General features: G+C 40.6%; 14 protein-coding genes. 4 read left to right on the top strand and 10 right to left on the bottom strand.

Annotated features, from left to right (window positions below):
• Positions 1-7 precede the first annotated feature (7 nt).
• The 5 genes from rpsS to rplC form a co-directional block, all read right to left on the bottom strand.
• Positions 8-295: a 30S ribosomal protein S19 gene (gene rpsS / locus HYD_RS00395; protein ID WP_236865206.1), complete on the bottom strand. Its 288-nt coding sequence runs from the start codon at positions 293-295 to the stop codon at positions 8-10.
• Positions 296-385: 90 nt separating this feature from the next.
• A complete protein-coding gene (gene rplB / locus HYD_RS00390) occupies positions 386-1,213 on the bottom strand; it encodes a 50S ribosomal protein L2 (RefSeq protein WP_236865199.1) in 828 nt (275 codons plus the stop codon).
• 28 nt (positions 1,214-1,241) lie between these two features.
• Positions 1,242-1,577 (bottom strand): 50S ribosomal protein L23, encoded by a 336-nt coding sequence (gene rplW, locus HYD_RS00385; RefSeq protein ID WP_236865197.1) that lies wholly within the window; start codon positions 1,575-1,577, stop codon positions 1,242-1,244.
• Position 1,578: 1 nt separating this feature from the next.
• A complete protein-coding gene (gene rplD / locus HYD_RS00380; protein WP_236865195.1) occupies positions 1,579-2,217 on the bottom strand; it encodes a 50S ribosomal protein L4 in 639 nt (212 codons plus the stop codon).
• 21 nt (positions 2,218-2,238) lie between these two features.
• Positions 2,239-2,943, bottom strand: a complete 705-nt coding sequence (gene rplC, locus HYD_RS00375) for a 50S ribosomal protein L3 (protein WP_419469460.1) — start codon at positions 2,941-2,943, stop codon at positions 2,239-2,241.
• 227 nt (positions 2,944-3,170) lie between these two features.
• Here rplC and HYD_RS00370 point away from each other — a divergent pair, with 227 nt between their 5' ends.
• Positions 3,171-3,428: a helix-hairpin-helix domain-containing protein gene (locus HYD_RS00370; RefSeq protein WP_236865193.1), complete on the top strand. Its 258-nt coding sequence runs from the start codon at positions 3,171-3,173 to the stop codon at positions 3,426-3,428.
• A 129-nt stretch (positions 3,429-3,557) separates the two neighbouring features.
• Here HYD_RS00370 and HYD_RS00365 read toward each other — a convergent pair whose 3' ends face one another.
• The 5 genes from HYD_RS00365 to HYD_RS00345 all read right to left on the bottom strand — a co-directional run bounded on the left by HYD_RS00365 (position 3,558) and on the right by HYD_RS00345 (position 9,571).
• On the bottom strand, positions 3,558-3,863 hold the full coding sequence (locus HYD_RS00365; protein WP_236865192.1) for a hypothetical protein: 306 nt from the start codon (positions 3,861-3,863) through the stop codon (positions 3,558-3,560).
• A 329-nt stretch (positions 3,864-4,192) separates the two neighbouring features.
• The gene (locus HYD_RS00360; RefSeq protein WP_236865191.1) at positions 4,193-5,095 is read right to left on the bottom strand and encodes a hypothetical protein; all 903 of its coding nucleotides are present in this window, start codon (positions 5,093-5,095) and stop codon (positions 4,193-4,195) included.
• Positions 5,096-5,238: 143 nt separating this feature from the next.
• Positions 5,239-7,068 carry a translation elongation factor 4 gene (gene lepA, locus HYD_RS00355; protein ID WP_236865190.1) on the bottom strand — a complete coding sequence of 610 codons (1,830 nt, stop codon included), beginning with the start codon at positions 7,066-7,068 and terminating at the stop codon, positions 5,239-5,241.
• Positions 7,069-7,283: 215 nt separating this feature from the next.
• Complete coding sequence (locus HYD_RS00350; protein ID WP_236865189.1) at positions 7,284-8,162, bottom strand: hypothetical protein; 879 nt, start codon at positions 8,160-8,162, stop codon at positions 7,284-7,286.
• Positions 8,163-8,485: 323 nt separating this feature from the next.
• Complete coding sequence (locus HYD_RS00345) at positions 8,486-9,571, bottom strand: aspartate-semialdehyde dehydrogenase (RefSeq protein ID WP_236865187.1); 1,086 nt, start codon at positions 9,569-9,571, stop codon at positions 8,486-8,488.
• A 221-nt stretch (positions 9,572-9,792) separates the two neighbouring features.
• Between HYD_RS00345 and secA the strand changes: the two genes are divergently transcribed.
• The 3 genes from secA to polA all read left to right on the top strand — a co-directional run bounded on the left by secA (position 9,793) and on the right by polA (position 16,402).
• The gene (secA, locus tag HYD_RS00340; RefSeq protein WP_236865185.1) at positions 9,793-12,855 is read left to right on the top strand and encodes a preprotein translocase subunit SecA; all 3,063 of its coding nucleotides are present in this window, start codon (positions 9,793-9,795) and stop codon (positions 12,853-12,855) included.
• Between the two features lie 318 nt (positions 12,856-13,173).
• Positions 13,174-13,794: a hypothetical protein gene (locus tag HYD_RS00335; RefSeq protein WP_236865183.1), complete on the top strand. Its 621-nt coding sequence runs from the start codon at positions 13,174-13,176 to the stop codon at positions 13,792-13,794.
• Positions 13,787-16,402: a DNA polymerase I gene (gene polA / locus HYD_RS00330; RefSeq protein WP_236865181.1), complete on the top strand. Its 2,616-nt coding sequence runs from the start codon at positions 13,787-13,789 to the stop codon at positions 16,400-16,402. Before HYD_RS00335 ends, polA begins: the two co-directional genes overlap by 8 nt.
• The last annotated feature ends 12 nt before the right edge of the window (positions 16,403-16,414 follow it).

Genomic DNA, 16,414 nt, shown 5'->3' with positions numbered 1-16,414 from the left:
AACACCTTTACTTTCCACCCTTCTTACCAGACTTACTGTCAGAAGAATGTCCATGAAAAGTACGCGTAGGAGCAAATTCACCAAGCTTGTGCCCGATCATGTTCTCTGTAACGAATACCGGTATAAATTTCCTACCGTTATGGACCTGAAACGTACAGCCAACAAATTGCGGCAAAACAGAAGACCTACGCGACCAAGTTTTTATCTGATCGTTCCTCCCAGATTTCTTGAGCATCTCCACTTTCTTCAATAAACACTCGTCCACAAAAGGACCTTTCCAAACAGACCTAGCCACCCTTCTTCCCTCACAAAACTAACGCGCACGCGCGCATAAAAAACAACCACATAACAACGATTCAAAAATCACACCTCAACCCAGTATCTACTATTTCCTCTTCCGCACTATCAACTTCCCAGACGTCTTCTTCTTGGACCTGGTTTTCAATCCCTTAGCACACTGTCCCTGAGGAGAAACAGGATGTCTACCACCAGAAGTCTTACCTTCACCGCCGCCAAGAGGATGATCTACAGGGTTCATCGCGACACCGCGAACATGAGGGCGCCTTCCAATCCAACGAGACCTTCCTGCCTTTGCCAGGCTCCTATTTTTATTATCCTCGTTAGACAAAACTCCAACAGTAGCCATGCACTCATCGCTTACCTTTCTCACTTCTCCAGACGGAAGCCTAAGCAACGCATACCCGCCATCATGCCCAACAACCTGAACAGAGGTTCCAGCAGACCTCGCCATCTGGCCCCCCTTCCCCTTTTTGAGCTCTACATTATGAACAACAGTTCCAACAGGAATATTCCTAAGAACCATCGCATTTCCATCTTTAACAGGAACATCCTCGCCAGAAACAACTTTGTCTCCAGGCACAACTTTCTGCGGAGCGAGTATATAACTCACCTCTCCGCTCTCATACTTTATAAGAGCTATAAAGGCACTTCTAGACGGATCGTACTCAATCCTCTCAACCACAGCAGGAACGTCAAAAAACCTTCTTTTAAAATCTACAATTCTGTATATCCGCTTATGCCCACCGCCTCGATGACGAGCCGTAAGACGACCGCTGCTTCTGCTTCTCCCGCCAGTCTTCTTCAAACCGACGCATAACTTCTTGCAAGGGCCTCCCTTCCATAAACCAGACCTATCAACAGTAACAAGCCCCCTTCTAGAAGAAGTAGTCGGATTATGTGCTATCAACGCCATATTTTTTCCCCAATCATCACGCTATAAACTACGAAGAGGCCGGAACATCAAGCTCTATCCGCCCCTCGATCAACTTAACCATCGCCTTTTTGACGCCAGACCTATGCCCTATTCTCCCGCGAAACCGCTTCACTTTAGCATAGGAAACGCACGTGTTGACCGACTTCACCTTAACAGAAAAAACCTTCTCGACAGCGCGCTTTATCTCTATCTTATTAGCGTCCATAGCCACCTCGAAAAAATACTCACCATCAGATCCGCGCAAATTGGACTTCTCCGTCACGATAGGAGACCTCATAATAGAAAACAGTCTCTCTAATGAGCTCGAACGCTTTCTATCTCTATTTACATACTTATGAATCATACTATTTTAACAACCGTTTTTCTAAATACTCCAATGCAGATCGAGACAAAATCAAATGACTGTGTCTCACAATATCGTATACATTTATACCCTGCTGCGGCAATACATCAACTCCATATACATTAGAAATAGCACGCACAACATTAGTATCGATAACCGCGCCACCAACAATCAAAACAGAAGGCTTTTCAGACGCAACCCCATGCATCTTAATCCCGCTTATGAAATCCTTTGTTTTAATAGAGTCAGAAATCACATCTTCCACGAACGTAATGGCCCCTTTCGCAAGCTTGTCCGAAAGAGCAACTTTCAAGCCCAAGTTACGTACTTTTTTCTGCAGCGAAAACCCATGCGAACGCACAACAGGACCAAAAATCACAGCCCCCCCGCGAAACTGAGGCGACCTCAAACTACCCTGCCTAGCACGGCCAGTCCCCTTCTGTCTCCAAGGTTTCCTACCTGTTCCAGAAACATCGCTAACTCCCTTAGAGCTGTGAGTCCCCGAACGCCGCTTAGCAAGCTGCCACTCTATTACCCTATACACTATATCCGGCCTACTCTGCGCCTCGAATATCTCCGTACGCAAATCAACACGCCCAACGTCCTCTCCAGACAAAAACTTTTTTATAACAACTTCCATATCAGCTTCCACACATCAAAACTAGCCTAAAACACTCGCCGTATCACCACGCACAACAAACCTACCAGGAAACTCTCGCCCAGCACTGTCTCCACTACGCTTGACCGCGTCACGAACAACAACAAAAGCACCATCATGCCCCGGAACAGCTCCCTTAACGCCTATCAACCCGTTTCCCTCGTCCACAAAAACAACGGGCAAATTTTGGATGGTAACCCTGTTACATCCCATATGACCAGCCATTTTCTTGTTTTTAAACACTTTCGCAGGAGACTTTCTATTACCGGTAGACCCGTGGCTCCTATGAGAAACAGAAACACCATGGCTCGCACGCAACCCGCCAAACCCATGCCTTTTCATAGCTCCCGCAAACCCCTTACCTATGGTATTTGCAGAAACATCCACAAAATCACCGACCTTAAAATGCCCAGCTAAAAGTTCTGCACCAACAGGAATTAAATTGTCCTCATCAACCCGAAATTCAACTAACTTCCTCCGAGCACGCACGCCATTCTTAGCAAAATGTCCAAGAAGCCCCTTAGAAAAATTTCTCCCAGAATCCCTGCAACCAGAAAAACCAACCTGCAACGCAACAACACCGTTAACATTTCTGTGACAAACAACACTACACCCAGACACATTGAGCAAAGTAACTGGGACCCTGGCCCCCTCCTTTGTAAACAGAGCGCTCATACCAACCTTCTCAGCAATAAGCCCCGTCCTCAAACTAGTCATACACACCCTCACGAATAAAACACCCCGTACAACGGGTTCTAAAAAACTATAACATCAGAGATAATACTATCTCCTCCCATCTTTTGCAACGCCATTCTTTACGAAATATTCCTATTTCTCTTGCTTACGCACAGTGCTGTAACCGATTTTCTAAACTAAATTGCGTTTGAGAAATTATAGTGGTATTAGTCAACTAGTTAGAAGTGACAAATCTTATAATGACACACGAGCTTTTAAAGCTAAAAAACGTCGGAAAAGCTGTGTTAAAAGACCTTCAGCTTCTAGGAATAACAACTGTCAAACAGTTAAGAGAACAAAACCCAGACTATCTTTATGAAAAGCTTCAAATAATAAAGAAAGAAAAACAGGACCCGTGCGTATGGGACGTGTTTGCAGCAATCATACACGAATCAAACACAGGGGAGAGGCTTCCATGGTGGCGCTGGAGCAAAATAAGAAAAGATAAGACAAAGTAATGCGAAACAAAGTAACAATAAACAGATAGACATGTGGCAATGTGGCGAAACAGCCTCTCGCCACATTGAACAAAGGTATAAACATAACAAATGATTCATGTTTTTGCGTTTTTATAAATGCGCAAAAAATTAGTCATTTAAATCGCTATCATCTAGTTTACCATTTTTATAATCTTCTACAATTTTGGTTTTTCTTGCAATACCGAAATATATTTCATTTATTTCTTTTAAAAGACCGTTCATTAAAGCCCGATAGTTATCATTTTGGCCTTCGTTCTGTATCTTTGCCATCAGTTGCACGAAATCGGCCTGCTTTACAACTAATTGTTTCTGGCCATTATCTATCTCTTCCATGATGCTTTCTATATCTTTTCCGGCGAACGCCCCGCTTGAGCACGCAACCAAAGCGCACGCAAATAAAGTCTGTTTAAACATATAGGTCCTCCTTTTATAAAACCCTACAGTATACTATCATATTTCTTGCATGCTTTATTAAAATTTTATTTATATTTTGTTTAAATTATTAAAAAAAAGCAATTATTTATCAAAAAACAAAAAACGGGCCCATGAAAATGCGGAGGAATTCAAAAATAGCGAGAGATAAACCGAAACCCATTAATCTTCACCTCCAATTCCGAAATAGGCAACAAAACGGAGGCCCCCACATTATCGCCTAAGGCCTAAAAATAAAAAACCACCCGCAACATTTCTGTGCAGGTGGCATCATTAGTATAAATATATGAATTCGTTATAATATTATAATACTACAGACCGCATTTCTCAGACAAACTATCAAAATCTTCCCAATGCTTGAATATAGCTGCGTTATTAATCTGTGCTTTTTCATCAAATTCTTTTATAGCTTTAGTCGCCGTCTCTTTTTCATTCGGGTCGGCGTCTTCTTTTGCTATTTTCTCTAATTCCTCTATTTTCTTAGCATAACTTTCTACTTCTTCATAAAACTTCATATTTTCAGAAGTTTTTTTGTTTATTTCTTCAAAAATAACTTGCCCTTCTTTTTCAAATCTTAAATAATTATTATGTGCTCTATTTAGCTCTTTGAACACGTCCTGGGCTTTGTAAGCTCCATTGGAAGCCAAATTACTGAAATTAGAAGCCTGAGTTTGTAGACCGCTTAAGTAATCGAATAATTCAGTTGACGCTTTTTTCGGAGCTTCTTCTTTACTCTCTTCCTTTTTGTCTTTTTCCTTACTCTGTTTTTCAGCTTCTTGTAAAGATTTTGCTTTCTGAATACTATTTTCTAAATCAGCCAGCGCCTCTTTTGACTTAGCGGCAAAATCTTTTTGCATGATTATATGCGCGTTCGCCAGAGTTTTTTCTCTTTTTTCCAGTTCTCTAAGGTCTGATTCCATATTATCTTTAAGATTTTCAACGTAACATTTATGTATTGGTGCGTTATTATTTGCATTAGCACTAGTATGCATTCTCTGCACCATCAAGTTACGCCTAACCATATCTACTACGCCATAGTTAGGAGGAATAGAGTCCCACTCATCTCTAACTTCTTTCCAATCTTCAACCCCTGCCCAATTCCTCGACAGATCTCTTTTATACATCTCCAACATGGGTTTATACTTCCCAGCAAACGAATCGCTAGAGCACGCGCATGCAGCCAAGGCACACATCAACAAAACTTGCTTAATCATAGGGTTACTCCTTTTGTAAAACCACCCAAAATCGGAGCATACCGCATTGTATTGCGATTGTAAATATTTGTTTTTTCGAGATATTATCGGTCTATTATCAAGATGAAATTCTTACTGTAATAGCGCGGGTAATAGCGAGCAGACTATTTCTTTTCATCACCCATTTTAAGGACGGCGATAAATGCAGACTTAGGGACGCTGACGTCGCCGAATTGCTTCATCCGCTTTTTACCCTCTTTCTGTTTTTCGAGAAGTTTGCGTTTTCTCGTGATGTCGCCGCCGTAACATTTTGCAGTCACATTCTTTCGAAGAGCAGATATAGTCTCGCGCGCAATTATCTTGCCGCCGATCGCAGCTTGTATCGCGATTGGAAACATTTGCCGCGGGATCAGGCCTTTCAGCTTCTCACACACCGTGCGCCCCCTGCTCTCTGCCCTGCTTTTGTGAACAATTGACGACAGCGCCTCCACAGGCTCTCCATTCAGCAGTATACTAAGTTTCACAAGGTCGCCTTCTTCATAGCCGTCCATAGCATAATCGAAACTCGCATACCCTCGACTTATGGACTTGAGACAATCGTAAAAATCGAACACTATTTCGTTAAGCGGAAGTCTATAGACAAGCATCGCACGGGCATTTCCCGTGTATACAAATGACTTCTGCACTCCGCGACGTTCGCAGGACAAAAGCTCTATCACAGGACCGACATATTCATCCGGAACGAATATCGTAGCCTGAATCCACGGCTCGTGTATGCTCTCGATCTTCGATTGGTCTGGCATATCTGCGGGATTATGCAGATCGATCTCAGCTCCGTCGCGCATATGAACTTTGTATACAACCGTGGGAGCTGTAGTTATAAGATCTAGGCCAAACTCGCGCTCAAGACGCTCTTGTATAATCTCTAGATGCAGCAGCCCCAAAAATCCACACCTAAAACCGAATCCAAGCGACGCAGACGATTCCATCTCAAACGAGAAGCTAGCGTCGTTCAGCTGTAATTTTGCTATACCTTCGCGCAATTTGCCGAAATCGTTGGTGTCTGTCGCAAAGATGCTGCAAAAAACAACAGGGATAGAGGGGCGGAACCCAGGAAGAGGTGTGATATCAGCGTTCGATTCTGCGGTTATCGTGTCCCCAACCCTGCATTCCCCAACCTGCTTTATGTTCGCGATAATATAGCCAATATCTCCGCTAGAAAGCTCGTCTACTTTCTTTTTAAATGGTGTGAACACTCCAACTTGATCGACAGAGTATACAGATCTGGTCGACACCATACGTATTTTCATACCTGCTTTCACGGCTCCATCCTTGATACGCGCAAGAACTATGACTCCGAAATATGGATCATACCAACTGTCGATGAGAAGAGCCTTAAAAGGTGCATTGATGTTTCCGCTGGGCGGGGGAAGCAGCTTCACGACGGCTTCAAGCACATCGCGCACACCGTGACCAGTTTTTGCAGATACTTCTATTGCATCAGAGCTATCTATTCCTATAACATCGCTTATTTGCTTTTTCACTACATCCGGAGCAGCGGATGGAAGGTCTATTTTGTTGAGGATCGGTATTATTACATGGTCGCTGGCTATCGCCTGATACGCATTAGCAAGAGTTTGCGCCTCGATCCCCTGGCTAGCATCCACTATAAGCAAAGACCCTTCACACGCAGCAATAGACCTGCTCACCTCATACGAAAAGTCGACATGCCCAGGAGTATCCATAAGGTTTAGCTTATATGTACGCCCATCGCTAGCGGTATATGAAAGGCACACTGTCTGCGCCTTTATCGTAATTCCGCGCTCACGTTCTATATCCATGCTGTCCAAAATTTGGTCTTTTTTCTGCCTAGCATCAATAGCATTGCATTCATCCAAAAGTCTATCAGCAAGAGTCGACTTTCCATGGTCGATGTGCGCTATTATCGCAAAATTCCTTATCAAAGAAAGGCCAGAACCCCAAAAATCACCCATTTTATATACAACTGTACGCGGTGCAACTCCTAACAGTATATCCAATGCTTCGAATATTATCCATGCGATGCCAGCTAACGTTACCGATTCTTGTAAGATACTTCTTTCGATTGCTTTTAAAAAAATATAATCCGATTAATCCAATGATTTGTAATTTTTCAAAAAAAGCAGGCCCAAGAAGGGCCTGCTTTCAATCGACGCACAAAAACTAAATATTATTGAAATTGTTCATTTTGCGCAGATTTCAAAAATTTAAATTTATTTTTTTTAGACTCTAAAAGACAACTAATGAATCCTTTATCAAATATTTCTGTCTCAGATAGATCGAAAAAAATTTTATTATTCAACCGCTTAAGCTCTTCTTCCATGCTGTTTTTCACTTCGCACTCTATAGGGGAAAAGTGTTTCTTGTAAAGCTCATATATTTCAACCGCAATTTCATCTTCAGATATTTGGAACTTTCTTTGATCAATGAGATAATTTGCAATATTAAATGTATTTTCCACATCAGACATAAATCTTGACAAACGCTCTTCGCTTCTAATTCCAACAAATCCAGATATATTATAGGCCGCTTCTTTCGGATCATAATACCCACAGCATGTTTTGTTATTCTCTTCATTGCCATACAATTGAGACAAACTCATTATTCTCCCCATATCAAATACTATATGCATAGCTGAAATACGATCCTCTGCTTTCTTTTCTTCTTGCACTTTGGCTAAAATCTCTTCTTTGTTGTCAAGAAACGTTTTATTTAAAAAATTCACAATATTCTTACAGTTATAGCTTAAATAACTTTCGTCAAAACATGAAGGTTTTTGTAGAATCTTAATTTGCAAATCTTGATAATTTATCATATTTTCATCTTTCGGCTTTAAAGAGTCTATCATTGCGATAATCCCCGCTATATTACCGTCTGTATTTACGTCAGTTCTCTTATAATTATTAAAAAGCATATTTTTTAGCTCATTCTTTTGGTATTCTGTTAACCAACCTGCAGACGCACTTCCACCAATGGCAAAAACTGCTAGTGCGAGAATTTTAAATATGTTCATTTTATGTGTCCAATTTTTTATTAACCTTAAAGACATAATACACCCTAAGCTAAAACATTACAATATCGATAACAAAAATTGATAAAATTAATTAATTGCTTCAAAATTTACCAAATTTTCCAATCAACCATAATGCGCAAAGTCAGCGCTCTCACAATAGAAACCTATCTATGCTCAAAAAAGTAGGTCTAAAGATCTGCTTAAAACCATTTTTCTCAATTTCAACATAATATGATTTGATTTATACGATATCGTAGTTTTTATTTTATCTAGTCATAAGTGCCTTCATCATATAAATTTGTAAAATTTGCTAATTTTTACTTAATATTTCCATATCTATTGCGTCTAATAAATGCGATTTATCTCGGAGACGTCATAGCCCCTATTAAGGTGATAGCAGTCTCACATATATCTGTTGCCGCCCCTCTGCGCAAATTATCCGAGCTAGACCAAAAATGGAAAACAGAGCCAGCCTTTTCTCGAACGCTCTTATAAGAAGAAGAGAAAATTCTTCCAACATGCACTTCGTCTGTTCCAACAACTTCCTTTGGGGTCAAGAAAGAATTTCCATCCGAAGACGTGACATTAACAAACGGCGCGCTAGAAAGTAATGAAATTATCTCACTCTTACTTACTTTTTCAGAAAATTTTATCCAAGCAGAAAACGAATGTCCAACAGCAACAGGAACGCGCACAGACGCAGCGTTGATCTCTATATCATTTGCTAAAATTTTTCTGACTTCCGTTCGGATTTTATTTTCCTCACCAGTCTCGCCATCCGCTCCAACGCTTCCTATCTGAGGGATAACGTTGAACGCTATTGGGCGCGAAAACTGTTTCGATTCATAGGATTTTTCGTCTAATTCAGCCCTAGCATTTTCAAAAAGCTCATCCATTGCTTCCTTTCCAGCTCCAGAAACAGATTGATACGTAGATAAAAACACATTCTTTATCCCGATCTGCGCAAGAGGGTTTAACACAAGAGAAAGCGGAGAAGCTATGCAATTCGCATGGGAGTATATTTTTTGCGCTAGAGTAATGAGCCTTCCATTTATAGGCGCTAGCGCCAGCATAACATCATCCCGCATTCTGTATTCCGAACTAGAATCCAGAAAAAATTGTCTCGCCCCTTCCGAATCGCCGCTAGATAGCGCTTTTTCTATGATACTTTTTGACACGTCAGACTCTGTTGCAAACATAAAAATTCCGCTTTTGCAGAATAAGTCTGTATTACCAACTCCATGAACAATAAATTCTTTTCCTAATACTGTGATGCGCCTACCGTGAGACAAATCTGAAGCGATCAGGTGAATCTTCTCTTTAGGAACGTTTTTTTCAAGCAAAATCTGAACCACGCACCGCCCAACATTTCCAGTAGCTCCAACAACCATAATATCAGGGCATGCTCTTCGCATGTCTTCACAAAGAGAGCGTATCTCGCACACCTGCGTCTCCTAGTCCTGCCTCCACATAAATAAACTACATATCATGAACGCGGTCAATAACAGCTTAATAAGCTAAAAAAGCTCTTTTCGATTTTTTGCGCATAACCTAGCGCATATAACCTAACACGTTAATCAAAAACTCTCTCTTTAACGTCATTGGTTTTTAAGCGATTTATATGACATAATAGGTATACGATTTCCGTCACAATATTTACTGTAAAATGCAATTATCTGTACTTGGCAAGATAGCGGCTCGTTTCTCCAGGAATGAAAAAATAGTTAGAAAACTTGATTCGTATGTAAAGAAGATAAACAAGCTCGAACCAGCGATGGAAAAGCTTTCAGATGAAAAATTACGCGCAAAAACAGATGAGTTCAAACAAAGACTAGCAAACGGAGAGACTCTTGATGACATTTTAGTAGAAGCCTTCGCAGTCGTACGAGAAGCATCAAAGCGTACACTTAGAATGCGCCATTTTGACGTGCAGCTGAAAGGTGGCATCGTTTTACACAGAGGAATGATAGCAGAAATGAAAACAGGAGAGGGAAAAACTCTCGTAGCTACACTTCCAATCTATTTAAACGCTTTATCCGGAAAAGGAGCCCACGTTGTCACCGTAAACGACTACCTTGCAAGACGAGATTCTCGTGAAATGGGAAGAATATACAAATTTCTTGGACTATCAGTAGGATGTATTGTAAATGGGCTAGCAGATTTTGACCGCAAAGAACAGTATGCTTGCGATATAACCTATGGCACAAATAACGAATTTGGTTTTGATTATTTGCGAGATAATATGAAATTCGAGCTGGATGAAATGTGCCAAAGAGAACTGAACTATGCCATAGTAGACGAAGTAGACAGCATACTTATAGACGAAGCGAGAACCCCTCTCATCATATCTGGAGCTTCCGACGACTCTTCAGATTTGTATATTACTGTAAACAAGCTAATGCAAGAAATATTGCCAGAAGACTATGAAAAAGAAGAAAAATCAAAGTCTGTTGTGCTTACAGACAAGGGCCATGAACATATAGAAAAACTTGTTAATGATGCAGGACTTATGAGCGGAAGCCATCTATATCAGACACAAAATACTATCCTTATCCACCATATCAATCAGGCACTTAAAGCAAATATCATGTTCCATAAAGACGTAGACTATATAGTCGCGACAGTTGGAAAGAAAAAGAAAATACTAATAATAGACGAGTTCACTGGACGAGCGCTTCCTGATCGCAGGTATTCGGATGGACTCCATCAGGCTCTGGAAGCGAAGGAAGGACTAAAAGTTGAGTCTGAGAATCAAACGCTCGCCTCTATCACATTTCAAAATTTTTTCACCATGTATAAAAAGCTTGCAGGAATGACCGGCACAGCTCTCACTGAATCTCATGAATTTAGCGAAATGTATAAACTTCAGGTTATCGCGATACCAACAAACAAACCAATGATAAGAAACGACATGGACGATGAAATATTCCGAACGTTTGCAGAAAAACTAGGAGTTGTGGTTGCTGTAGTTGGAGACTGCCAAAAGCGTGGGCAACCTGTTCTTGTTGGAACGATAAGTATAGAAAAGTCAGAGATATTCTCTAATGCGCTCACGAAAGCAGGAATAAAGCACAATGTATTAAACGCGCGACATCATGAGCAGGAAGCAGAAATAATAGCGAACGCTGGCATACCGGGAAGCGTAACCATAGCGACTAACATGGCTGGCCGAGGCACAGATATAAAGCTGGGCGGTAATGTGGATATGCTAATCGCTCAGTCAGTTCGCGGGATAGAAGACGAAGAAATTAGAGAAAAAATTTCGAAAGAAGTCAGAAGCCAGGTTTTGCAGGACTCTGTGCGCGCTAAAAACGCAGGCGGGCTTTTTGTTATAGGAACCGAACGTCACGAAAGCAGACGAATAGACAATCAGTTGCGCGGCCGATCAGGAAGACAGGGCGACCCAGGAGCATCAAAGTTTTTCATCAGCCTAGAGGATGACCTTATGAGAATTTTTGGTCCTAGCATCTCTATGTTGGACAGATGGTTTCAAAAAATGGACCTTGAGAATGGAGAACCAATACAACATCCGTGGATATCTAAATCTATAGAAAAAGCTCAACAGCGCGTAGAAGCGCATAACTTTGATATAAGAAAACACCTGCTAAAATACTCCAGCATTCCAAACCAGCAGCGCTCCGCCGTTTATAAAAAACGCTTGGACCTTATGTCGAGCCCTGACATGGGGGCCGAAGTGCGCCAAATGGCCATAGATACTATCGCCTCTCTGATAAACTTGCATACAGACGAAAAGTCGCTGCCAGATAACTGGGATATTGAAAAGCTAAATGAGGGAATGAACAGAATATTTAATATAGAAGTTTCTATGCAAGATATTCTCTCGCATGAAGCTTTAACTCCTCAGTTCCTTCAAGAAATTCTGGAAGAGAGGGTTATGGAGAGACTTGGACAGCAGGAGAAATTGATCGGAGAAGAACACGTTGGGTATATTCAAAGGGCTATTATTCTCCGCACTCTAGACTCTGTATGGAAGGAGCACCTAAACCTTCTGGAATATCTATACAACGGCATTCACCTTCAGTCTTATGGACAAAAAGACCCGTTGAACGTTTACAAACAAGAAGCGTTTACCATGTTCAACACTATGATTGCAAAATGGAGAGAGACTGTTCTTGCGTTTTTGTTCAACTTCTACCCGCAGAACTCGCACTCCTCTGAGGTGGCCAGCGATTTGCTCAGAGACGATGACGGAGAGTTTGACAGCTTCATATACGATCACCCTGAAGAAGCAGGCGCTCTCGTTAATGAATTGTCCAGCAGCATGGTTTATAACAACAACAGCGAAACAGAAAATTTAGACCCTGCGCCAAAGAAAAAGAAAGCGAGCAAAACGAAAGAAAAAGAAGCTTCAAGCTCTGAAACTCCGCCATCAGCAGAAACAAGAAAAAAGAAGCAGAAAAACATAGCGGTTTCAGCTACAACCCAAAAAAACAATGTTTTGGATGATGAAAAAACACCAAGAAAAAAAACTATCAGAAAAAAACCTTCGCCAAAAAATTCGGAAGAAACAGCGGTATCTGGAACTAATGTCTCTGGCACCGATAGGAAGAAACCAAAAACACACGACAAACAACCAAAATCTATAGGACCTGGCGAAAGTGTTTCTCATAAAATGGCAAGCAACTTTCAGGCTCCAGGGTCTAGAAATGCCCCATGCCCATGCGGATCCGGCCTCAGGTATAAACATTGCCACGGAAAATTAAGCTAAATAAAGCAATACGACAGCAGCGTTCAGATAGAGCCAGCGCTATGTAAAGGCTGACGCGTCGCTAACAGTCAAAACTATGGGTTACAGGCACTTTAAAAACATTTCGGATTTTTTACCGCTCGGTTCCAAAAAATCATAAGTTACAGACAGATCGCACAGCTCCCTAAACAACACACCACATACAAAACTATGGTAGCTTCTGAGCAATTGCTTTCAACATAACTTTGGTTTAGCATCCATACAGCCATATAGACCTTTATAACTTTTATGTATCTGTTTCGATGTTTGCTTTTTACCGAACTGACGTGTTGTTTTCCAATGTATTCTCTGTCCACACGCTTCGCTCTCCATCACAGAAATCATGAGGAAACTATTGAAACCGATCTGCAGAATGGACACAAAATCACCTCTTCTGCCACCTCAAAAATAGGCGCAGCCAAATCGGCCCCTTCACCAATATTCGGCGGAACAGCTTCTTTGAAAATACTCACCCCAATAATAGAAGATATAACCAAACATTGCTTAACTAAAAGCTCTGCTCCACAAATTAATGAAATAATAGAGAAAAAAAAGACTATAAAATTATTTTTTTCTGAAATAATAAAAAAATTGAAAAAAGAACGAAACGACTGCGAATTCGAACTCACAAAAGAAATAGAAACCGTTGTTAGGAATGTCGTCGAATATCTAGAAAAAAACCATAAAGAGAATTTCCTTCTCAACGTATGCATAGAACCACTTCTTGAGTATGGACAAATACCACTAAAAACCTTGCGCTTTTTTATAGGAGATATGTCGCAAGTTATAAACGAGGATCTTCCAATAGAAGAAAAAAACGCAATAATAGTCGAGTACCTCAAAAATAGAAAGAAAAAAGAGTTAGTTCAATGGAACTTTATATACAAAATAGTAGCGGATGCAGCAATAAAAAATGAATAAAACACTCATTTTAATAGACGGATCAGGATTTATATACAGAGCTTTTTACGCACTGCCTCCACTTTCACACAAAGGAACTCAGATTGGAGCCGTTTTTGGCTTTTGCAACATGATTCTCAGACTGCGCGAAACAAAGAAGCCTACACATTGGGCCGTTGTATTTGATTCGCCAGTACCAACATTTAGAAGCAGTATATTCCCAATGTACAAACAGAATAGAACTGAAAAACCCAAAGAATTAATATCACAATTTGACATAGTAAAAGAAGCATGCGAAGCCTTCAAAATACCAACTCTATGCTCCCCAAAATTTGAAGCAGACGATGTAATCGCCACGTATGCGCGAAAAATTGTCTCGCTAGGATATATGGTGGAAATAGTATCATCAGACAAAGACCTTATGCAGCTGGTCGATGAAAACACTCTTATTTACGACCCCATAAAAAGCAAGACCATATCAAATCAGGAAGTAATCGAAAAATGGGGCGTCGCGCCAGACAAAATAGTAGACGTGCAAGCGCTATCAGGAGACCCATCGGACAACATTCCTGGAGTACCTGGCATAGGGCCAAAGACAGCTACTAAATTAATACAAGAGTTTGGGTCGCTTGACTCGTTGTTTAAACGAATAGACCTCGTATCATCTACAAAAAAAGGCGCCCTCATACGATCAAATGAAAGCTTAGCTCGAATGTCTAAAACTCTCGCAACCTTACGCTATGACACCCCGCTGCCGAACAACAATTTTATAGAGCTACTACGCTATCAAGACCCGACAAGCACAGCTCTTTCTAATTTTTTGCAAAAATATGGCTTTAACTCTCTTAATAACAAAATTTTTAGGGACGAACAGAAAATAAACCACGCAAACGTAAATCAAAAAATTAGCGCCATTTCTATAGACGAACCATACTATAAAAACGACGCTCTCTCTTTGGTTAAAAAAACACAATCCTCTAAACTTTGCGCAGTTAGCTATTCTTATCACGCCGACGCTCCTTATGAACTTTATATCTATACAGATCAAGGAGACTCGTGGCATTTAACAGCACAAAACAACGATTGCTCGCTTACCCTATTGAGAAATTTATTCGAAAACGACAGCATTATAAAAGTAACGCACGACGCAAAATCTTTAATAAAAGCTCTCTCCAAAACTTGCAATATTAAACTCAAATCGTTCGAAGATATAATGCTCATGTCATACGTCATTCTTGGGGGACGCAGCAACCATTCACTTGAGGATATAGCAGAAAGAGAGCTCGGAGAGAGCAAAAAAACCAAAATCGAAAACGAACTGATATTTGAAGATACGCGAATACATAAAATACGAGAAGCAGATCAAATACTGCGCGCCTACCACTCTCTTCAAATCAAAATAACGCAGGGCTCTCTCTCATCAGTCTATGAACTATTGGAAAGGCCACTGGTAAACGTTCTTGTTAACATGGAAATGCACGGAATAAAGGTTGATGTTTCAGCTCTCAGACAAATTGGGGACGAATTTTCTACAAACATATCAGAACTAGAAAATGAAATATATCTAGCGGCAGGAGAACGTTTCAACATAGCTTCCCCAAAGCAACTGAGCAATATTTTGTTCAACCGTCTCGGATGGCACAGCAATAAAAAAAACAAAACAGGCGCCTTCAAAACTTCTGTTGATATCCTGGAAGAATTTGCAAATAAAGGCTTTAAACTTGCAGATAAAATTCTCGAATGGAGACAGCTATCAAAGTTGGTAAGCACATACATCGATGCGCTCATCAGAGAGTCAGATAAATCGGGACGAGTACACACAACGTACTCTATGGCAGAAACATCGACAGGAAGGTTGTCGTCACATTCCCCAAATTTACAAAATATTCCTATAAAAACCGCTTACGGCAAAAAAATCAGAAATGCGTTTATTGCAGAAAAGGGAAACATTCTTCTGAGCATCGATTATTCTCAAATTGAATTACGTCTTCTGGCATATATAGGGGATATAAAAGAATTGAAACACGCGTTTGAAGATGGAAAAAATATTCACGAACAAACCGCTATAGAAGTATTCGGAAATAATTCCGGAATGACTATGGAAGAGATGACCAGAAAGGCAAAAATAATCAACTTTGGAATAATTTATGGTATGAGTGCTTTCGGACTTTCGAAACAATTAAAGGTCCCCCAATCCGAGGCAAGCAAATATATAGCTCTTTACTTCGAAAAATATCCAGGAATTGTCGACTATATGGATAAAATGAAAGAACATGCAAGAGCTTATGGCTTCGTTTCCACTATATTCGGAAGAAAATGTTCTATACCAAACATACTAAGCAATAAACACACCTTGCGGTCAGCGGCTGAAAGACAAGCCATAAATGCTCCTCTACAGGGCAGCTGCGCCGACATAATTAAGCGAGCGATGGTTGATATACACGAAGAGATAACAAAAAGGTCTCTTTTGTGCAACATAGTCCTACAAATCCATGATGAGCTCGTATTTGAAGTTGCCGAGCGCTTCGCAGATGAATATTCCGAAAATTTTAGCAAAATAATGGTTAATGCTGCACCAATCCCAGTTAATGTAAAATCTAGCCAAAATAAACTAGAATCTATTAACTAAATAATGGTATAA

The organism is Candidatus Hydrogenosomobacter endosymbioticus (assembly GCF_021654655.1).
GTDB classification, from domain to species: domain Bacteria; phylum Pseudomonadota; class Alphaproteobacteria; order Holosporales; family GW7; genus Hydrogenosomobacter; species Hydrogenosomobacter endosymbioticus.
The sequence above is the reverse complement of the archived record's forward strand: the minus strand, read 5'-3'. Positions and strand labels throughout refer to the sequence as shown.